Origin of the sequence: Megasphaera massiliensis (assembly GCF_036305205.1) — a bacterium.
Classification (GTDB): Bacteria; Bacillota; Negativicutes; order Veillonellales; family Megasphaeraceae; genus Megasphaera; species Megasphaera massiliensis.
Genome location: NZ_JAXIXE010000014.1, coordinates 199,561 through 220,163 on the forward strand (window position 1 = coordinate 199,561; position 20,603 = coordinate 220,163).

The 20,603-nt window shown below is 50.7% G+C and carries 20 protein-coding genes; 2 read left to right on the forward strand and 18 right to left on the reverse strand.

The genetic code is table 11. From position 1 onward, the window contains the following. Positions 1-31 precede the first annotated feature (31 nt). Together UCI88_RS03030 and UCI88_RS03035 are read right to left on the reverse strand one after the other, a co-directional pair. A complete protein-coding gene (locus UCI88_RS03030; protein WP_044504560.1) occupies positions 32-1,534 on the reverse strand; it encodes an LPS-assembly protein LptD in 1,503 nt (500 codons plus the stop codon). Further along, positions 1,527-2,690 carry a hypothetical protein gene (locus UCI88_RS03035; RefSeq protein WP_256179739.1) on the reverse strand — a complete coding sequence of 388 codons (1,164 nt, stop codon included), beginning with the start codon at positions 2,688-2,690 and terminating at the stop codon, positions 1,527-1,529. The genes UCI88_RS03030 and UCI88_RS03035 overlap by 8 nt, the downstream gene beginning before the upstream one ends. 288 nt (positions 2,691-2,978) lie before the next feature. On the opposite strand from UCI88_RS03035, the gene UCI88_RS03040 reads away from it, so the two are divergent. Then, entirely contained in the window at positions 2,979-3,527 is a 549-nt protein-coding gene (locus UCI88_RS03040; protein WP_044504562.1) for a ferritin family protein, read from the forward strand. 131 nt (positions 3,528-3,658) lie between these two features. On the opposite strand, the gene UCI88_RS03045 is transcribed toward UCI88_RS03040, so the two are convergent. The 7 genes from UCI88_RS03045 to UCI88_RS03075 form a co-directional block, all read right to left on the reverse strand. Further along, on the reverse strand, positions 3,659-4,366 hold the full coding sequence (locus UCI88_RS03045; protein ID WP_256179738.1) for a TVP38/TMEM64 family protein: 708 nt from the start codon (positions 4,364-4,366) through the stop codon (positions 3,659-3,661). Between the two features lie 45 nt (positions 4,367-4,411). Further along, the gene (gene trpD / locus UCI88_RS03050) at positions 4,412-5,476 is read right to left on the reverse strand and encodes an anthranilate phosphoribosyltransferase (protein WP_256179737.1); all 1,065 of its coding nucleotides are present in this window, start codon (positions 5,474-5,476) and stop codon (positions 4,412-4,414) included. Positions 5,477-5,589: 113 nt separating this feature from the next. Continuing rightward, a complete protein-coding gene (gene truA / locus UCI88_RS03055) occupies positions 5,590-6,372 on the reverse strand; it encodes a tRNA pseudouridine(38-40) synthase TruA (RefSeq protein WP_256179736.1) in 783 nt (260 codons plus the stop codon). Next, positions 6,372-7,169, reverse strand: coding sequence for an energy-coupling factor transporter transmembrane component T family protein (locus tag UCI88_RS03060; RefSeq protein ID WP_044504567.1), 798 nt, complete (start codon positions 7,167-7,169; stop codon positions 6,372-6,374). Before UCI88_RS03060 ends, truA begins: the two co-directional genes overlap by 1 nt. After that, positions 7,159-8,031 carry an energy-coupling factor transporter ATPase gene (locus UCI88_RS03065; protein ID WP_256179735.1) on the reverse strand — a complete coding sequence of 291 codons (873 nt, stop codon included), beginning with the start codon at positions 8,029-8,031 and terminating at the stop codon, positions 7,159-7,161. Before UCI88_RS03065 ends, UCI88_RS03060 begins: the two co-directional genes overlap by 11 nt. Further along, the gene (locus UCI88_RS03070) at positions 8,016-8,855 is read right to left on the reverse strand and encodes an energy-coupling factor transporter ATPase (RefSeq protein WP_256179734.1); all 840 of its coding nucleotides are present in this window, start codon (positions 8,853-8,855) and stop codon (positions 8,016-8,018) included. The genes UCI88_RS03065 and UCI88_RS03070 overlap by 16 nt, the downstream gene beginning before the upstream one ends. Before the next feature lie 150 nt (positions 8,856-9,005). Beyond that, a complete protein-coding gene (locus UCI88_RS03075) occupies positions 9,006-9,563 on the reverse strand; it encodes a DUF805 domain-containing protein (protein ID WP_044504572.1) in 558 nt (185 codons plus the stop codon). A gap of 117 nt (positions 9,564-9,680) precedes the next feature. On the opposite strand from UCI88_RS03075, the gene UCI88_RS03080 reads away from it, so the two are divergent. Further along, the gene (locus tag UCI88_RS03080; RefSeq protein WP_044504573.1) at positions 9,681-10,142 is read left to right on the forward strand and encodes a hypothetical protein; all 462 of its coding nucleotides are present in this window, start codon (positions 9,681-9,683) and stop codon (positions 10,140-10,142) included. Between the two features lie 76 nt (positions 10,143-10,218). On the opposite strand, the gene UCI88_RS03085 is transcribed toward UCI88_RS03080, so the two are convergent. The 9 genes from UCI88_RS03085 to ftsH all read right to left on the reverse strand — a co-directional run bounded on the left by UCI88_RS03085 (position 10,219) and on the right by ftsH (position 20,494). After that, positions 10,219-11,046: an undecaprenyl-diphosphate phosphatase gene (locus UCI88_RS03085; protein WP_044504574.1), complete on the reverse strand. Its 828-nt coding sequence runs from the start codon at positions 11,044-11,046 to the stop codon at positions 10,219-10,221. 191 nt (positions 11,047-11,237) lie between these two features. Beyond that, positions 11,238-11,705: a BREX-3 system P-loop-containing protein BrxF gene (gene brxF, locus UCI88_RS03090; RefSeq protein WP_044504575.1), complete on the reverse strand. Its 468-nt coding sequence runs from the start codon at positions 11,703-11,705 to the stop codon at positions 11,238-11,240. A 121-nt stretch (positions 11,706-11,826) separates the two neighbouring features. Next, complete coding sequence (locus tag UCI88_RS03095) at positions 11,827-13,206, reverse strand: hypothetical protein (protein WP_256180333.1); 1,380 nt, start codon at positions 13,204-13,206, stop codon at positions 11,827-11,829. A 90-nt stretch (positions 13,207-13,296) separates the two neighbouring features. After that, positions 13,297-14,808, reverse strand: coding sequence for a lysine--tRNA ligase (gene lysS, locus UCI88_RS03100; RefSeq protein WP_044504577.1), 1,512 nt, complete (start codon positions 14,806-14,808; stop codon positions 13,297-13,299). An 18-nt stretch (positions 14,809-14,826) separates the two neighbouring features. After that, a complete protein-coding gene (gene greA / locus UCI88_RS03105) occupies positions 14,827-15,315 on the reverse strand; it encodes a transcription elongation factor GreA (protein WP_044504579.1) in 489 nt (162 codons plus the stop codon). A gap of 110 nt (positions 15,316-15,425) precedes the next feature. After that, complete coding sequence (gene dusB, locus UCI88_RS03110; RefSeq protein WP_044504582.1) at positions 15,426-16,418, reverse strand: tRNA dihydrouridine synthase DusB; 993 nt, start codon at positions 16,416-16,418, stop codon at positions 15,426-15,428. After that, on the reverse strand, positions 16,402-17,166 hold the full coding sequence (locus tag UCI88_RS03115) for a type III pantothenate kinase (RefSeq protein ID WP_044504584.1): 765 nt from the start codon (positions 17,164-17,166) through the stop codon (positions 16,402-16,404). Before UCI88_RS03115 ends, dusB begins: the two co-directional genes overlap by 17 nt. 85 nt (positions 17,167-17,251) lie before the next feature. Continuing rightward, complete coding sequence (locus tag UCI88_RS03120) at positions 17,252-18,220, reverse strand: biotin--[acetyl-CoA-carboxylase] ligase (RefSeq protein ID WP_044504905.1); 969 nt, start codon at positions 18,218-18,220, stop codon at positions 17,252-17,254. Positions 18,221-18,418: 198 nt separating this feature from the next. Next, the gene (gene ftsH / locus UCI88_RS03125; RefSeq protein WP_044504586.1) at positions 18,419-20,494 is read right to left on the reverse strand and encodes an ATP-dependent zinc metalloprotease FtsH; all 2,076 of its coding nucleotides are present in this window, start codon (positions 20,492-20,494) and stop codon (positions 18,419-18,421) included. Positions 20,495-20,603 lie beyond the last annotated feature (109 nt).

Genomic DNA, 20,603 nt, shown 5'->3' on the forward strand with positions numbered 1-20,603 from the left:
GTCCCCCTCTATAGCTTTTTACTTCCATATCTTACAAGTCAAAGTCCTTAGCCTGTACCTTAACTTGCCACTCTTTTTCAACCTGCTTGTAGGTAATGATGGCGATAAAAGAGTGGAGGTCGCGGACCCACGTATAATTCCGGGTTGCAATATCATTGTTATCGAGATTCTGAGCCAAGGAGAAGATGACCGTATCCCGCGGGGTCAGGACATATCCGACGGAAAAGCCTTTCTGTCGCGGCTTGTCCAGTGTATCGAAGCGATACGGTGTGTAGCCGCTGACATTATGCTTCTTGTACCAGAAACTGGTCCACAGACGATCGTTGATGCCTTGGTTCAGGATGACCCCTGAATAAGGATCGCGGCGCTGGGCATCTTTGGTCGAGTACAAGTCCTTACGGTAGCCGGCAAAGAACCTGAGGTTCGCCTTGGTCCACAAGTGAATGGGAACGTGAGTGATTTCCGTCCGGAACCCCTTGTGAGTGCCGGTCTTGACGCCGTCTTCGGCCCAGCGGCCCCAACTGGCTCTGGAGTCGATGTATATCCCCGTCGAGCCGAGATTGATGCGAGGCGCAAAGTACTCGAGTTCCGGCCACTTCGTAGCCCAGATATTATCGTCGTTATCGGTACTTTCTTCTTTGCTGTAGCCAAAGCGGAAAGTACCGTACTTTGTGTTCTTTTGAATACGCGCTGCCGGTTTGAATCCAATCTTGCTGCCTAAGGCATAGCTGGCATAGAAGCTCAGATCCCCGGACTCATTGAGGGGTATATTGGCATAGCCTCGGACGCCAAATCCGTCATCGCTGTTATAGGTCGGACGGGGCAGCAAGGTAAAGAGATAAGGCCGCGTATTCTGTCGATTATCGAGACGGCCTTCGTAGTGTCCATACGTAAACAAGCGGACGTGTTTAAACCACAGTGCCGTATTTTCAGACGTAAACTTTTCGCCGGGATAAATGCGGATATCGTCACCGGTAATGTAATAGTCCGGCGTCTTGGCGACGGCATGAGGCGTCGTAATGAGGCCGTGCTTCACATAGCCGATGTTGTCGTACATTTCGGCATCGGTGCCGCGAATATACGTCGTCGGGCCGATAAAGCCTTCGATGTTATCCATATTCATGCTGCTGGTCTTACTGTTATAGGTAACATCTTTGCCCGTCAAGGCGTTGGTCTCGTTGACATAGACGACGGGACCTGTCGTATGATAAATGCCGGTATTGGTATTTCCTTCGACATAATTCGCATGGACTTCTTCCATCCCCTGCTGAATATCGACATTGCCCCGGCTTTTCACATACCCATCGGAATTGCGGACTAAAAGGTTATCGGCCGTCATATGGACCGGCTGCTGAGGCAAGACGACATCCTGAGCCGTCGCAGCCTTATCTAAATCGACGGGAATAATCGTCTTTTCCGTCACCGGAACGGCCATGGTCTTATCGGTATAAAGTTGATCCGTATCGGCTGCCCTGATAGAAAAAGTCAGCGGCAGCAAGGCAGCGACCATTGCCGCTGTCCATGTTTTATTCATTCGCGTCACCTGCTGTATTCGATTGAATCTGGACGACTGTTTCATCATCGTGGCCGGTATTTTCTAAATCGACAGGCGTGACCGTCCCTGCTTTGAGGCCGGCCTGCAAATCACCTTCACTGCTGTCTCCGTCATGTTCGGCCTCTGCACTGTCATCAACATCGCTGTCACTGACGGGATTAAACGACGGAACGGTTACGCCGCTGGCCGCCATATCGGCCGTTTCCATATCGTCCATGACACCGTTTTCTTTAAAACCGACGACTTCTGTATTTTCCTTCGTTTCGGCATACATCGTCGTGCCGGTCGGAATATCGACTTCATTGCCGTGGACAAAGAGACCTCCGACTAAGCCGACAGGGCCTAAGATGACGGCACCGGCAGCCGAAGCACCGACGGCACCGGCTGTCCGTTTGTATTGATCCTTGGTCTTGTCGCCGACCATGAGGGCCACGGGCGAACCGTCCGCTGCGCGAACGTGGTCGTACATGATTTCGATTTTGCCGTCTTTGCCAAAGCGTCCTGATTTACGGGCTTTGGTAACCGTCCCGTTTACTTCCATGCCGCGGGGAATGGCAATGACATCGCCGACGAGGACGTCATCGGAAACGGTAAAGCGTACGACATCGCCTTCTTGAATCGTCTTTGAGTTGAGTTCATCAAGATTGGTCATGGTAACTACCATATTGGCCGGGATGATGACTCGCTGAGAAATATATTTCGTATTGCCCAAGAGTGCCCGCCGAAGAGCCATGACTCGCCCTTCCAAGGAACCGGTCATGACCTTGCCGTCGATATCCTGTTCCATCGATTCGACGCGGACTAAAATCGGTTCCGCCGTAATCTGACCGGAGTACTGCCACTGCAGGAGATTGACCGCCGTGAGCAGAGATAAATCCGCCCCGGAGTTACCGTATACATCTTTATATAACGAATTGGCTTTGTCCTGTAAACTGCCGGAAACAGTTGACTTTCCGTTGAGCAGTTTATCGACCGACGCAATCCGTTCATTCAAGGAACCCGTCTGAGTCGTCCCATAAATCGTCGTTTCTACTTTATCGGCCTTTTCCAAAACCGTATAATCTGCTGCACCGGCAGCCATGGTACCGCACAGGGCCAGCACGGCTAACAGGCAAGAAACTTTTTTATTCCACATAGGCGTACCTCCACGTCAAAATTTACATCTATATACGAACGGCATCGTTCTCTGTTTTATGGATACTATCCTTATTATATAAGACTGATGTATAAAATGCAATAAAAGGCTTTTTCTCTGTCCCTTAGCTTTCATTATTTAATCAATAACGCTTATCAATTAAAATTATTTACAAATTATCCTTGATTTTGCCCGGTCCCTTTGTTATAATAATTCCGTAACAAATACGTTCTATTTGTTACGATTACATGAATATACAACCATAAAGCAATTCAGGAGGAATGAATGATGAAAAAATTTGTATGCAGCATCTGCGGTTTTGTTTATGAAGGTACGGAAGCTCCGGAAAAGTGTCCTCAGTGCGGTGCTCCGAAATCGAAATTCACAGAACTCGTTGCCGGCGTTAAAGAATATGCAGACGAACATCGCGTAGGTGTCGCTGAAGGCGTTGACGAACGCATTATCGAAGGTCTCCATCTCAACTTTACCGGCGAATGCAGCGAAGTCGGCATGTACCTCGCTATGAGCCGCGTTGCGGACCGCCAGGGCTATCCGGAAGTTGCTGAAGCTTACAAACGCATCGCTTTTGAAGAAGCTGAACACGCTGCTAAATTTGCTGAACTCCTCGGTGAAGTCGTTACCCCGGATACGAAGAAAAACCTCGAACTGCGTGCAGCTGCTGAACAGGGTGCCTGCGCTGGTAAAAAAGAATTGGCAACCCTTGCAAAACAGCTCAACCTCGACGCTATCCACGATACGGTCCACGAAATGGCAAAAGACGAAGCTCGTCACGGCCGTGTCTTCGATGGCCTCTTGGCTCGTTATTTCGCAAAATAATCCGATTCAACCGGATTCTAAAGAACTGTCGCTGCGCGGCAGTTCTTTTTTTATGCCGTTCCCACTTCCGGAAAAGGAAGGTAAACGCCTTGCATCGAAAAAAAGCGCTGTCTTTGAGAGACAACGCTTTTTTAGGACCGTTCTTTACTGCAGTAAGGGCGCTTTTTTTTGATGTATCGCTTCCGCCACCAGATAATGCCGTAAATAAAGGCGACGATAGCGACCAGGACGATAAGGCGGCCCCAATGTTCCTGAATGCGGAGCAAATCATGACCGAGCCACACTTCGACTAAGACGGCCGGGAACTTCCCCAAAACGTTAGCAATGAAGTGGTCCCGGTAAGAGATATGGCTGAGGGCGCTGAAAGCCGTAACGACGACATTCGGTGCATACGGAATGGCCCGCCCCATCATGACCGTCTTGATACAGCTGTACGAATCGAGTTTCTCGAGCATCTTACTCCGCGAAATAACCTTCTGTGCCTGTTTACGGAGCAAGGTCCTCGTCAGGCGGAAACTGATTTCAATCCCGATGACTTCGCCGACCCAGGAGATGAGGATCCCCGGAATGAGGCCGAAGATGATGCCGTTTACCGTCAGGAAGGGAATCGACGGCAGGCCGATGGCATTGACAAAGGCAATCAGGAAAATACTGAGCCCGACGGCATAAAATCCGAAGGAATCAATATAGTCCGCCAAGCCATCCAAATCACCACTGACCGTCAAACGGTACATGATCGAGTAGAAATCAGGCGCCATGAGTTGAATCGACAGCAACATTAAAATGACTAATAAGCCCCCACCGATATGAAGGAGCCAGCCTAAATATTTATCATTCATAGAAATGCGATCCTCACGTAATAATCAAATTTTCATTACCCTTCATTATATCATATCTTCAGGGTCTCTGTCTGCTATGATTTCCATTTTTTCAGCCTCGCCCAGGCGATGGCTCATGACGATGAAGTCGTCCAATTTCTGGCGGGCCGAACCGCTGTCGATGAGTCGGGCCGCTTTACGGACACCGGAGGCAAAATCCTGCGCTTGCCCGCCGATATAAAGACCGGCACCGGCATTGAGGAGAACGGCCGTCCGGGCACCGCTCTTTTCCCCATCAAAAATACGCCTGGTAATGAGGGCATTCGTTTTCGGAACCCCACCTTCCAAATCCTGGCGCGAGGCCACGGGCAAGGTAAAGTCTTCGGGCCGCACTTCATAAGTGGAGAAAGAGCCCGGTGTAAATTCACAAATCGTCGTCGGTGCCGCAGCCGAGATTTCATCACTGCCGTCCTTACCGTAGACGACCATGCCGTGACGGACGCCGAGAGCGGCTAAGACGTGCGCCATGGGCTCGACTAAATGGGCTTCGCTGACGCCGAGGATTTCATAAGCGGCATGAGCCGGATTGGTCAAAGGACGAAGGACGTCAAAGACCGTGCCGATTCCCATCTGTTCACGAACGACATCAATGCGCTTCATCATATAGTAATAGTACCGCGTATAAAAGTAGCAAAGGCCCAGATCTTTCAACATAGAAAGGCAGCTTTCGGGACTGAGGAAGATATTAGCACCCAAAGCCTCGAGGAGATCCGCCGACCCGCTGCGCGACGTCTTCGCCCGATTGCCGTGTTTTGCGACGCGAACACCGCCGGCAGCAATGACAAAAGCGGCCGTCGTTGAAATATTGAAGGTCTTCATACGGCCGCCGCCAGTGCCGACGATATCGAATACATCGTCGCTGCAAGGTACATTCATGCTGTATTCCCGCATCGTCCTGGCGAGGGCGATCACTTCCCGCTGAGAGGCTCCCTTCGTCGTCAGGGCAGCCAGGAATGCCGCCAACTGAATATCTGACATGGCGCCTTCCATGATTTGTTCCATCACAAAAGAAGTTTCTCTATCGCTAAGATCCTGTCCCTTAGTGATAGCAGCTAATAAACTCGTCAGCATGTTCCTCACCTCCGGCAAAAAAACGGGATTGTTCTATTTGCATTTATTATACCATATTATTTTGTTATTTTGTTTTTTATTGGCAAGAAATACCGCAAAACAGCCATAAATGATTAATTTTCCAGCGATTTGATACGCAAAGTCAGTTCCTGTTCATCATAAAAGACCGTTTCTAAGCAAAGTCCCTGAGCCGGCGCCGTGGCACCGAGCTGTGTCCGGTCGCCGCTTTCCAAGATTTCCCGAAACCGCACCGGCGTAATTCGATGGAGTCCCAAATCGACGAGACCGCCGGCAATGTTGCGCACCATATGATATAAAAAACCGTCGCCGACGACATCGATATCGAGGAGATGTCCCCGCTCATGAAAGGTGATGGAATAGAGGGTCTTTACCGGATTCATGGGCGTCGTATTCTGCCCTTCAAAGGCCGAAAAATCATGGGTGCCCAAAAGGACCGCTGCTCCTTCCTTCATGGCCTCCCTGTCGAGGGGCTTGCGAATGAACCAGGCGTAGCGCAGGCCAAAGGGATCGTGCATCCGATTGTTGTCGATGGTATAACGATAATGCTTGCCGACGTTGTTATGACGGACACTGAAGTGTTCCGGCATTTCTTTCGCCGAGAGGACGGCAATTTCCGGCGGCAAATAGCCTTTCATGGCATAGGGAATCTTTTCGGTCGGAATCGAACCTTCCCCGTAAAAATTGACGACCTGACCGCGGGCATGGACGCCGGCATCTGTCCGAGCCGCCCCGTAAATCGTAATCGGCGACTGGAAGATGGCCGACAGTCCCTGTTCGATACAGGCCTGGATCGAAGCGGCATTGGTCTGGCGCTGAAAGCCGTGGAAATCCGTGCCGTCATAGGCAACGACGAGGCAAATATTCTTCTTGGCCATTACAGCCACCGCATGGCCGCCAGGATGGCCGTCACGATCAGCACGGCCGCCATGGCGATGGCATCACGATAGGTGCAGGACAATTCATTCATCCGCGTCCGCCCTTCCCCGCCGCGATAGCAGCGAGCTTCCATGGCTGTCGCCAGGTCATCGGCCCGCCGAAAGGCACTGACAAAGAGAGGTACCAAGAGAGGAATCATGCTCTTGCCGCGCTGAATGAGGCTGCCGCTGGTAAAGTTAGCTCCTCTCGCCGTCTGGGCTTTCATGATGCGGTCCGTTTCTTCCAACAGGGTCGGAATAAAGCGCAGAGCAATGGTCATCATCATAGCCAGTTCATGCGCCGGCACACCGATTCGCTTAAAGGGATTCAAGAGATGTTCGATGCCATCGGTCAATACGATGGGCGACGTCGTATACGTCAACAGGGATGAAAAGACGATGAGGAAGACTAAACGGGCCGTCATCAAAGCGCCCTGATACAGCCCTTCTTTGGTAATGTGCAGTACACTGTACTCCCAAAGGACTTCGCCGGGCGTCGCAAAGACGTGGACGGCCATGGTAAAGATAATGATGACCCACAAAGGCTTTAAGGATTTAAAAATAAACCGAACAGGCAGACGGGAAATGGCAAAATTCAAGGCCACAAAGGCTGTGACAATACCGTAGGACTCCAAGGAATTGGCCAAAAAAATGGCGACGATGAAAATCATAACGGCGATTATTTTTACCCGCGGGTCGAGTCGGTGCAGGAAAGACGTCCCCGGGAAATACTGACCCAGTGTAATATCAGTGAGCATGACCCGTCCCTCCCTTCAGGCAGTCATAGATAGCCGCGGCGCCTTGTTCTACCGTCCGTACCCGGTCGTCAACGGCAAGGCCCCGGCCTTTCAGATATTGAAGCACACCGTTCACCGGCGGAACGGCTACGCCGGCTTTTTGCAGTTCATCACCGTGCTGCGCAAAAATCGACAAGGGGTCGCCGTCAAGGACGATACTTCCTTGAGAGAGGACCAAAAGGCGGCTGGCCATCTGGGAGATATCTTCCATATTATGGGACACCAAGATGACGGTAACGCCTTTTTCCTTATGCCAGCGCTGGATTTCAGAAAATATTTCCCGCCGCCCGACAGGATCCAGACCGGCAGACGGTTCATCGAGAATAAGGTAAGCCGGATGAATGGCGATGACGCCGGCAATGGCAACACGCCGCATCTGACCGCCGCTTAACCGAAAAGGCGAGCGATTGGCATAGGTATCGTAGTCAAGGCCGACAAAATCCATGGCTTCCTTGACCCGGTCCTCCACTTCTGTCTCGCTAAGGCCGAAATTTCGGGGCCCGAAGGCGATGTCGCGAGCAATCGTTTCTTCAAAGAGCTGATATTCGGGATACTGGAAGACCATACCCACTTTATGGCGTACCGCCAGGGCTTCTTTCGTATTCTTCCCGATATCGGTACCGTCGACGGTTACGGAACCGTTCGTGGGCTTTATGAGGCCGTTTAAAATTTGAACCAGCGTCGACTTGCCCGATCCGGTATGGCCGATGATACCGATGAATTCACCTTCATGAATCTCTACATTCGTATCGCTGAGGGCCGTCTTTTCAAAAGGCGTTCCCAAGCCATATGTATGGGTCACGTTCGTTAACTTAATTGACATAATGCGTCTCCCAATTCCTTTTCCGTTATAATCGATGCCGGAAGGGGTATCCCTTTTTGGCGCAGCCGTTCCGCAAGTTCAGCGGCAACAGGCACATCAAGGCCCATATCTTTCAGTTCCTTGACCTTTGAAAAGACGTCCCGCGGCGCGCCATCCATCTTGACTTCCGCCTTGTCGATGACGACGACCCGTTCCGCTTGGACGGCTTCTTCCATAAAGTGTGTAATGATGATGACCGTAATACCTTCACGGTTCAACTGATGGAGGGTATCCATGACTTCCTTACGGCCTACGGGATCGAGCATAGCCGTCGGCTCATCGAGGACGATACAGTCACACTGCATAGCGAGGATGCCGGCAATGGCAATGCGCTGTTTTTGGCCGCCGCTCAAGAGGTGCGGGCCGTGTTTAGCATAAATCGTCATCTTGACCCTTTTTAAGGCATCGCTGACACGGGACTTTATCTCATCGGACGGAATGCCCAGGTTTTCCGGCCCGAAGGCTACATCTTCTTCGACGACAGCCGCTACGATTTGGTTGTCCGGATTTTGGAAAACCATGCCGACGTGCTGGCGTATCTTCCATATATTCTCAGCCTCGTCAGTCCGCATACCACAGACTTCACACGTGCCTGACGTCGGCGTCAGCAGGACGTTAAAGTGCTTGGCAAGGGTCGACTTACCTGAGCCGTTGGTGCCGATAATGGCGACGAACTCCCCCTTATCGACGGTCAGCGAAATGTCCTTTAAAGCATAGACGACCTTGCCGTCCTCATCTTCATAGGCATGGCACAGGCGGTCTGTCTTTATCATAGGTATTGTCATACTACGTCTCCTCACGTAAGAAAAAAGGCTATATTCTTGAATATTATACAGTCAATAGCAGTCCCTGTCCATAGATACACGCAAAAAGGCCGCGCCTCATGACGCACGGCCTTTTCAAATCAGCTTATAAACAAGGGATCATACAGATTATTACCGCGCCCGTTCGGGACCATAGGCATTGTCACCGTCAGTCCCCTTCACCGTCGCCAGCCCTAAGTAGCAAACGGCCATGATCGACTGTGCCGCCAAAGCTGCCGTATCCAAAGCAAGGACCGGCAGTATATAACTTGCCAAATAAGCCATATACGGAACAGCAAACAAGGCCCCCGGTTTATTGAGGTCGTGGAAGCGCCGGGTACCGAGGGATATATGGGCCCACACCGTGGGAACCGTCAATACCAAAAAGATGAGCCCGAAAATAATGGCATAATCTTCATGACCAATTAAAATGGATTCGATGATTTTGCTGTAAAGGATAAGGGAAAACATAAATTGGGCCACCATCAAAATCAAAGTCCGCGCCAAAAAGGGGCGGCGCTGAATGCGGCCGGTAAAACGGAAATATTTAGCCTTCAGGTCGGCAAAGTCGCGAAAGCTGACCAAACTGTTTTCACTGCCGGGACCGACAGGCATGGCAAAGCCGCGATGGATCCGGGCCGACTGGCGGGAACGTTTCTTTAGTTGAATCTTTTTGTTTTTTTGAGCCACCAAAACTACCTCCTACATAGGATTCTCCTTACTATCGTACTATATTAAGGGGCATGATTCAATTCATTTCTGCTAAAATATGGTATAATGAAAAAAATTACCCTCAAGGAGGCTTCCATGGAATCTACTGTTTTTACGAATCTGAAGGGCTCAGAAGGAGCCCTGACCTTCAATTTTTTCTGCGAATCCCTGATTACATCGCTCCACACCTTGACGCACATCATGGAGGACGAAGGACTTACCGTCCCGGACAATCTCGCCGATGTCACCGATGCCCTCAGTGAGATGGGCGGACACCTCATGGACGATTACGCTCGGGGAGAGCTCGATTTAGACCGCTTCAAAAATGAAATCCTCGATTTTTATGACCTGAACTTTGCCGTCAATGACGCCTTATCGGCAACCATCATGAGTCATGACGATCTGCAGTATTACTACTATATTTACATGCAGGGACTCTATATTTTCTTCCCCAATATGATGGAAGCCTTTCATGCCGACATCGATGACGACAACGTCGCCTCCGTCTTAAACCAACTCATTGCCGAGTTCGAACAGTTATCGAGCAGCGGCTCCTAAAAACGCCATCAAAAAAGACTGCCCCCGGGAAACTTTATCGGTAAAGATAGAGTTCCACAGGAGGCAGTCTTTTTGGTTAAAAGATAAAGAAATAAATGAAAGAAATAGCGGCAACGATAAACCGATAGTAAGCAAAAGAGGCCAGCGTCGACCTATTCATGAATTTAAGGAACCACAAGACCGATACATAAGCTACGATAAAGGCCGTAATAAAGCCGATGACAATCATGATCAAATCATTGCTGTTAAGATCGCTCAGGCTCTTCAACAGGTCGTAGAAACAGGCCACGATCATGACCGGTACAGCAATAATGAAGGAAAAGTCGGCCGCTGCCTTACGACTGAGGCCTAAGAACAGACCGCCGGCGATGGTCGATCCGGACCGGGAGAAGCCGGGCCACAAAGCCAAAATCTGAAAGATTCCCGTTAAAAAGGCTTGAGCAACGGTCATCTTTTCAACATCGTCACAGACCGTTTTCGTACCGTGTTTTTCAGCCATCAGCATGAACAGACCGCCGATAATGAGGCCGATGATAACCGTTCCGGTCGAGAAGAGATAGGTCTTGATGGCATGATGAGCCAGATATCCGATGCCCATGACGGGGATGATGCCGGCAGCGATATGAGCCAAAGTCAGGCCGGTATCATTGCGGAACCAGTTTTTCGGCTGCAGGAGGTTCCAGCAGCGGTACTGATGGAGCATACGGGTAAATTTTTCTTTATAAATAATGACCACCGACAGAATGGCACCTAACTGGATAAAAATCTCAAACACGCTGGCCCGGGGACCGGTAAAGCCTAACATATCCCCGACGAGAATCATATGTCCCGTTGAAGATACGGGCAAATACTCGGTGAAGCCTTCAACAATCCCCAAGATAATGGCAATAATAGAATCACTCATTGTTTTATCTCCTTTTCGCTTTAATCGTCCTACCAAAAGCCTTACAATACTAAAAGAGTATACCACACTAGCTGACAAAAAAAAAGGCTGTCCGCGAAGGCAAACAGCCTTTTAGACAGCCCTTATTCTACATGGGATTTATGAAAAAACGATTGCGAAAAGGTAACTATTTTTTAAATTACAGGATCATCTTAGTCGTCAAGAGAAATGACGTGATTGGGATTGTCGATGACAAACTTGGCGTACTTGGGATCACCATTGTGTTCGAAATACAGGGTATTGCCTTCCAGACTGCCGCGCCAGCTGACGATGATCGGGCATTCGCGGCTCAGTTTCTTCAGCATTGCTACAGGATCGAGATTCAAAATAGGCGCAAACATAAATTCAACGTTATCAATCATAACAACACGGGCATTGAGACGATGAATCGCTGCGGAGACAAGGGTAATGGCTTTATCCGGACGGTCGGCACGAGGTATTTCCAAAAATTCGTCATCAAAGAGTTCACGGGCTTCACAAATTTTCCAACCGTCTTGATACGTCAGTTCACGGATGAGCTGGCTCTTACCCGAACCGGGACTGCCAATAATAATTAACAGTTTTTCATCGTCCTGGGCAATGTACTTCCATCGTTTTAAAACATCTGCATCTGTAACCATGAAAATCACCTTCGTTTTCTTAAGATATTTAATTTATTTATTTTATTATACCGAACTTTCATCATATAAGTAAAGCATTTTTACTATTTTATTGACACATATGCCAAAACGGTACGCATCCCTACTTCAATCCGTAACGCTCCATCGGGTCTTGGATATTCTTAATCGGCGTCGACGTCAGGATGACATCGTCGACATAAGGCTCATTGTGGCGCATGATGATGACCAGGGATACGCCTTTTTGGTAAGGGCTGTCATAATAATAGGCGTCGACGGACTTTTCCTTATCCGGGCCCCATTCGACGCGGTCCGGACGGCCGTATAGCGCCAGGATGGTCGATACGTGATAGCCCAGGGTCGCACCGCGGCTGGTATAGCCATTGTTGGTCAGAAGGAATACCTTCTGCACCATATTGCGCCGGTCTACTTCGACACCATAGTCACCGTAGAGCCAAAAGCTGCTGTTGTTGCGCTTGACCAGTTTGTTCCACATATTGTACTTATTGGCTTCAAACGGTTGGTTGAGGCCAAAACCCATGAGGGTGAAGTCCTTCTCGGTCAACTTCATCGGATCCTTCGACGGCTCACCGGTAATATAAGGCGGACGAACCGGCATGAGGGCCACTCGTTCAATGCGTCGATTGCCGACAGCAAAGACGTACATGGCATCCTTTTTGGGGCTTTCATAGGTCACGTAATAGACGTTGGCATCAGTATCGCGCAACACGGAATCGGGAAGGCCGAATTGGCGCAAAAGCACTTCAATGGGATACTTCAAACGCATGTCACGGCCGATGAGGATATTGGTCCCCGTCGTCAAAAAGGCAGACTCGACACCGGGACGGACGCTTTTTCGCGAGTCGCCGCTGGAGCGCAGGCTGTCGGCCAATTTATTGCGAATGACAAAGCGCAGCTTAAGATCTTTTCCCGTATACTGCATCGACGTGTAGTGCATGCTGGTCGAGTATTTACTGGGATTGCCGAAAATCCGCTTCACCTTCATCGGACTGTCACCGCTGTGGATGCTGCCAATGTAAAAGTCACCGGCTTCTAAGGGGGCAATCTTCAACGTATCCAGCGAATCGAAGACGCGCTGATCGTCTGACGTCAAAGCGTGGACACTGGCTGGTGCAGCGTTGTGATAACCGGCTTTTTTACCGTCTTTGGCATCGTCTTTTTTAGCATCATCAGCCTTGTCCGGTTCCGTTTTCTCTTTGGCGGTAGAAGACGGCTGAACCTTATCGGATTTTGCCGACTTTTTAGCTGCGTCTTTTTTGGCGGACTCTTTCGGTTCGGCTGACTTCGACGGCTTTTCAAGCGATGCCGTTTTATCGGCACCATCGGCATTATCGAGAAGAAGTTCTTCCCCAATCGCTGCTGCAAGGGATGTCGGCGCATTTTTCAGAGAGCTTTCCCAGTTCTCTGTCGACACAGCACCGGCTGCCGAATTGCAAGCTAGAAAAGCAGAGCAGACCAATGCAGCTAATGCGGTACGTTTCATAGCGTTCCTCCTTTTTATGGGTTGTGATAAAAAAGGGCTGTCCTACGACAGCCCTTTTCTTGCCATTGACATGGGCAAAGGGTGCAAAAATTATTTATGCTGTTCCGGACGGCTCAAGGGGAAGAGCAGTACGTCGCGGATAGACGGACTGTTGGTCAAGAACATGACTAAGCGGTCGATGCCGATGCCAAGGCCCCCTGTCGGCGGCAAGCCGTATTCCAAAGCGCGGCAGTAATCTTCATCCATCTGATGGGCTTCGTCATCGCCGTGTTCGCGTTCCTTCATCTGTTCGATGAAGCGGTTGCGCTGGTCGATAGGGTCATTCAATTCCGAGAAGCCGTTCGCCAGTTCGCGGCCGTAGATAAAGGCTTCAAAACGATAGGTAAGAAGCGGGTTATCCTGGTCCTGTTTGGTAAGCGGCGAGATTTCCAAGGGATGGCCGGTAATGATCGTCGGCTGAATGAGGTTTTCTTCAACAAAGGCTTCAAAGAAAGCGTTGATGATCTTGCCGACACCATCATACTTACCGTATTCGACGTGATGTTCATCGGCCATTTTGCGGGCGACTTCGACGTCGGTAACGTTTTCAAAATCGGCACCGCTGAATTTCTTAACGGCTTCGATCATGGTCATACGGTCCCAAGGCGGAGTTAAGTCAATTTCTTTATCGATATAGGTCAACTTCATCGTACCGTAGAGCATATCGGCCAATTTCGAGACCATGTCTTCCGTAATGTTGATGACGTCTTCCAAATCGCCATAAGCCTGGTACAATTCGACCGTCGTAAATTCCGGATTATGGCGGGTATCGATGCCTTCATTACGGAAGCAGCGGTTCATTTCAAAAACCCGTTCCAAGCCGCCGACGAGGAGGCGTTTGAGGTGGAGTTCCGGCGCAATGCGCAGGAAGATATCCATATCGAGGGCGTTGTGATGCGTCTTAAACGGACGGGCTGCGGCACCGCCGGCAATGGTATGGAGCATCGGCGTTTCAACTTCGAGGAAGTTGCGGTCATCGAGGTACTTGCGGATGCCCTTGATGATTTTCGAACGCTTAACGAAGGTATCTGTAACTTCCGGATTGACGATGAGGTCGAGATAACGCTGACGATAGCGTGTTTCCTTATCCGTAAGGCCATGGAATTTTTCCGGCAGCGGACGGAGCGATTTCGAGAGGAGCTGCCACGATTCAACGCGAATCGTCGTTTCACCGGTATGGGTAACGAATACCGTACCGCCGACACCGACGATATCACCGAGATCGAGGAGTTTAAATAAGTTGTACGATTCTTCTCCAAGGACGTCTTTACGGAAGTAGAGCTGGATTTCACCGCTCAAATCACGAAGGACGCAGAAGGCGGTCTTACCGTGACGGCGAATGGCCATCAGGCGGCCGGCGACACTGACGACGGTTTCATTTTTTTCTAAGGCTTCTGCCTGGTCCTTTACTTCCTGGGCATGGTGGTCCCAATTATATTTCTGACCGAAGGGATAGACGCCGGCATCGATGAATTCCTGCATCTTTTCACGGCGAACCTGCATCTGGTCATTTAATTTTTCTTCTTCCATCATGGGCATTTCTTTTTCTTTCGTATCCGACATGAATATTCCTCCTACAGTTTATTTTGCATCAGGCGGCAAGATCCGGTACTGGAGTTCACCAGCCGGTGCCTTTACGGTAACGACTGCCGGATTGGATGGATTGATGTTCTGACCGAGAATCGCTTTTCCTACCGGAGATTCATTCGAAATCCGGTTGTTGAAGGGATCGGCTTCAGCCGTACCGACGACGGTATAGTCGAAGCGGTCACCGGTTTCGACGTCTTCCAAAATGACGTGAGAACCGATGCGAACTTTAGCAGCGCCGTCTTCCGTTTCCTGGATAATTTTTGCCGTCCGGATCTTTCCTTCCAATTCGGCAATACGGCCTTCGATAAAGGCCTGTTCATTTTTAGCATCATCGTATTCCGAGTTTTCGCTCAAGTCACCGAGGGCAATCGCTTCTTTAATACGCTGCGAAACGTTAATACGGCGGACTGATTTCAGTTCATTTAATTCATCTTTTAATTTCTGCAACCCTTCTTGGGTAATCAGCGTTTCATTGGTCATTGTCTTCCTATTCCTCCTGCGATAGAATCGCGTCTCACTGTTATAGCTTAATTTATACCGTATCTTTAATTATATTCACATCTGTCTTTTATGTCAACAAAACCGCGGCTTCACCGTCCGCGCAGCCGGTCCATCATCTCGCCGACGACAAGGCGAAATTCCTCAGCCGACCGGGTCCGGTTGATCCGCTCCCGAAGGGCGGCTGCCCCGTGAAGGCCGTGAGTATACCAGGCCGCATGAGTCCGCATTTCCCGTATACCGATGTATTCTCCCTTATAAGCCAAAAGGGCTTCAAAGTGAGCCAACATCTGGGTGTACTTCTCTTCAGGAGTCGGCGGCGGCAGGACTTCTCCCGTTTCAAGATAATGGCGTATTTGTGGGAAAATCCAAGGATTTCCTTGAGCCCCGCGGCCGACCATAACGGCCTGGCATCCCGTTTCTTTCATCATGGCAGCTGCAGACGGGCCGTCGATGACATCCCCATTCCCGATAACCGGAAGGGATACGGCGTCGACGACGGCCTTGATTTTCTGCCAATCGGCCTTACCGCTGTAAAACTGCTCCCGCGTCCGACCATGAACGGCAACGGCAGCCGCACCGGCAGCTTCAGCACGCTTTGCCAGTTCCGGGGCCACAAAAGAATGGTCATCCCAGCCGGTGCGCATCTTAACGGTAACGGGAATGGACACAGCCTGTACGACGGCGCGTATAATTTTTTCTGCCAACGGCAGGTCCTTCATCAAAGCCGAACCATCGCCGTTTTTAACGACTTTCTTTACCGGACAGCCCATATTGATATCGACGATATCGGCACCGGCTTCTTCAACGACGGCAGCGGCCTCGGCCATGACGTCCGGGTCAGAGCCGAAAATCTGCATAGACAAAGGGTGTTCCCCGTCTTCGATGTGGAGCAGTTCTGCCGTATGCTGATTGCTGTAGCGGATGCCCTGGGAGCTTACCATTTCAGCGCAGACTAAAGCTGCGCCATAGCGGTGAGCAATAACCCGATACGGCGCATCACAGACCCCTGCCATAGGTGCTAAAATAATCGGCGCGTCGAGGACGACATTACCGATGGCAAAAGGCTTAATTGTTTCGGTCATAAATGATTTTCAGCCCTTCCAGCGTCAGCATCGGTTCGACGACATCGATGGCGTCCGTCGCCGGTGCTACGATGACGGCAAGACCGCCTGTCGCAACGACCTTTGCCTTACAGCCCAACTCCCGTCTCATCCGGGTAACGATGCCGTCGACTTGGCCGACGAAACCGTAAAAGACACCGGCCTGCATGCTTTCAACGGTATTGCGGCAAATCACTTTCTCTGCCTGGACGACTTCAATACGCGGCAGCTTAGCCGTACGCTGTACGAGGGCATCCGTTGAGATTCCGATCCCCGGGCAGATAGCCCCGCCGAGGTAGGTTCCCTTCTTATCGACGGCGCAAAAGGTCGTCGCCGTCCCGAAGTCGATGATGATGACCGGACCGCCGAACTTTTCATAGGCTGCGACGGCATTGACGATGCGGTCGGCACCGACTTCACGAGGATTGTCATATTTGATATCCATGCCGGTCTTGACGCCCGGGCCGATGACCAACGGCGTCAGGCCAAAATAGCGCTGGCACATCCGTTCGAGAGTCGGCATGACCGGCGGAACGACAGAGGAAATGATGATGGCATCGATTTCTTCTGAATTGACGCCGTTCAAATAAAAGAGATGGCGAATAAGGACGCCGTATTCATCGGTCGTGCGAAGCCGATCCGTCGATACGCGCCAATGGTCCACGAGTTCTTGATCTTTAAAGATCCCGAGGACGATATTCGTATTCCCTACATCAATGACTAATAGCATAACTTTATCTCCTGCTTAATCTAAGTTGATAATACGCCTATTATAATAACAGAGTTTGCCCGTCTTGAATAGTCTTTCGGCACAATTAGACGGGACGAACATGGACATCGCCGGCCATGACCTTCTCCATCCCGTCCTCCGTTTCAACGATGAGATTGCCGTCGTCATCGATATCGGCTGCCGTCCCCGTAAAGGATCGGTTGACAGAACTCACAGAAACCTTCTGTCCGAGCATGCACGAAAGGATTCTCCACTGCGCCAGGATCGGGGCAAAACCTTCCTGACAGACCGTATGATACAACTGCTCTAATTCAAAAAGAATCGTCTGCAGGAGTTCGGCCCGATGAACGGCAACGCCTTCCATGGCAAAGCTGGTAACGATATCTTTTAAGTCTTCCGGAAGATCACCTTCCGTGATACCGGTATTGACGCCGATTCCCATGATGATGTAGTTGACCTTTTCCGCCGAGCCGTTTAATTCCGTCAAGATGCCGACCATCTTACGACGGTGGATCAAAATGTCATTGGGCCACTTGATACCGCAGTCCGAAAGGCCGTGAGCACGCAGAGAGCGGGCCAGGGCGACAGCTGCCAGCAAGGTCATCTTAGAGACTTCCATCGGCGGAATCGCCGGCCGCAGGATGACCGAGAACCACAACCCCTTGGCAAAGGGAGAGTGAAAAGAACGGCTTAAACGGCCGCGGCCGCCAGTCTGTTCTTCGGCAATGACGACAGTCCCTTCGGTCGCTCCGTCGTCGGCCAGTTGTTTGGCGACGTTATTCGTCGAATCGACCCGTTCCCGATAGACGATATGCTGTCCGAATTCGGACGAAGCCAAGCCTTTTTCCAGGGCTTCCGGAGACAAGAGTTCCGGTGCTTCGCGCAGGCAATAGCCCTTTTTCGTATACGATTCAATGACGTATCCCTTCTGCTTCAAGGCCCGTATATGCTTCCACACCGCCGTCCGAGAGACGCCCAGCTGCTCAGAAATCTGCTGGCCCGATACGAATTCATTTTGGTGTTTTCGTAAAAAGTTGAAAATATCTTCCCGCATATTCATTCGTCCCTCCTACTGCCGCTTTTCAGACCATGCCCATGAGGTATCGTATAGCGGCCGTAACATGCTCATCATTTATTTAAAAATTGTATCATACCCCATATGCCTGTCAAGGCGTCACGCAAAAAGACTGCCGCATGAGGATAAAGCTCATACGGCAGTCTTTAAACGGCCTTGAACTAAGCCATGATAAACTTATTTATTCGTATCTTTGTCAGACTTTTCATCGTCCGAATCGATTACGCCATCCGTCAGACCGCCCTTAGGAACGGGGTTGCCCCAAGGACTGATCTGGACTTCCGTCTGTTCCTGCTGAGGAGCTTCATCGACAGGCGTTTCACCTTTCGATTCCGAAGCCGGTTCTTCTGCAGTCGGTTCGGCATCGGCGGCTTTTGTTTCGACAGTTTCTGCCGGCTGGGCTGCCGTATCGGCAGGTTCCGCATCGACGGCTTCGGTCGTTTTTTCTTCGGGGGCTTCGAGGGTCCCGTATTTGACCAAATTATCGACTTGCTGACGGTTGATCGTTTCGACTTCTATGAGGGCGTCGGCCATCTTATTCAGTGTATCGAGACGTTCGTGCAGCATATGGAGGACATCGGCATAGGCTTCCGATACAATATCGTGCATTTCCTTGTCGATCAGTTCAGCCACACTGTCGCCGTAATTGCGTTCGTGGCCGAGACTCTTGCCAAGGAAGACCTGATCCTGCTGTTCGCCAAAGACCATGGGGCCCAATTTAGGACTCATGCCCAGGCGGGTGATCATCTGGCGAGCAATGCGGGTAACGCTCTGGAGGTCGCCCGATGCACCGCTGCTGATTTCGTTGAAGACGATTTCTTCAGCAGCCCGGCCGCCGAGGGCGACGCGGATCTGTGCCAGGTAGTAGGATTTCGTTTCATACGACCGGTCTTCTTCCGGCAGCATCATCGTATACCCGCCGGCACGGCCTCGAGGAATGATCGTGACCTTGTGTACCGGGTCAGCGTCCGGCAAGAGGTAGGCAATGAGGGCGTGCCCCGATTCATGGACAGCGGTCAGGCGTTTTTCCTTATCGCTGATGACGTGGCTGCGCCGTTCCGGCCCGAAGCTTACCTTTTCACTGGCTTCTTCCAGTTCCGGCATGTTGATGATTTTCTTATTGGCTCTGGCAGCAAGGAGCGCCGCTTCATTGAGCAGGTTCCCCAGGTCGGCACCGGTAAAGCCCGGTGTCTTCTTGGCGATGATGTCGAGATCGACGTCCTTGCCTAAGGGCTTACCTTTAGCATGGACTTCGAGGATAGCCCGACGGCCGCGTAAATCAGGACGGTCGACGGTAATCTGACGGTCAAAACGGCCGGGACGAAGAAGGGCCGGGTCAAGGATATCCGGACGGTTCGTCGCAGCAATGGTAATAATGCCTTCGTTGGAACCGAAGCCATCCATTTCGACCAACAGCTGATTCAAAGTCTGTTCGCGTTCGTCATGACCGCCTCCGAGGCCGGCACCGCGCTGGCGGCCGACGGCATCGATTTCGTCGATGAAGACGATACAGGGGGCATTTTTCTTGGCCTGTGTAAATAAATCACGGACACGGGATGCACCGACACCGACGAACATTTCGACGAAGTCAGACCCGCTGATACTGAAGAAAGGCACACCGGCTTCACCGGCTACGGCACGAGCCAAGAGGGTTTTCCCGGTGCCCGGAGGGCCAAAGAGAAGGACCCCTTTCGGAATCTTGGCGCCAATGGCATTATACTTGCTGGGGTTGCGCAGGAATTCGACGATTTCAGCCAATTCTTCCTTGGCTTCATCTTCACCGGCAACATCTTTAAACGTGACTTTGATCTTTCCTTCACCATGCATCTTGGCATGGCTTTTGCCGAAGTTCATGACCCGGCCGCCGCCTCCCTGGGTCTGCTGCATGATGAAGAACCACACGGCGATGAGTACTAAAATCGGCAGGACTGCCGTCAGCATATTCATCCACCACGACGGTTGTTCAGGCGGCTTGGCAATAACATTGACATCAGCATCTCGCAGGGCCGGTAAGAGCGCTGCATCCGTCGGGGCATACGACGTAAAGGACGTTCCGTCTTTCAGTTGACCGACGATGGCGTGATCGGCGGTAATCTGGACGGCATCGACTTTTTTCTGCTGGACCTGACTCATGAAATTCGTGTAAGAAATTTCCGATTTATCAGTCTTGTTGCTCGTAAGGGCATCTATAATCGATACGGCGACGATGATGATGAGTAAGTATAAACTTACATTCCGCACAAATTTACTCAAAATACTGCTCCTTTCACCTAGTTTATGACATTTTTTTCTTTATTCTAACCAACACAATTTTATATTACCACACTTCTTTAAAAGCAACAACTTATTTTATACAAAATAG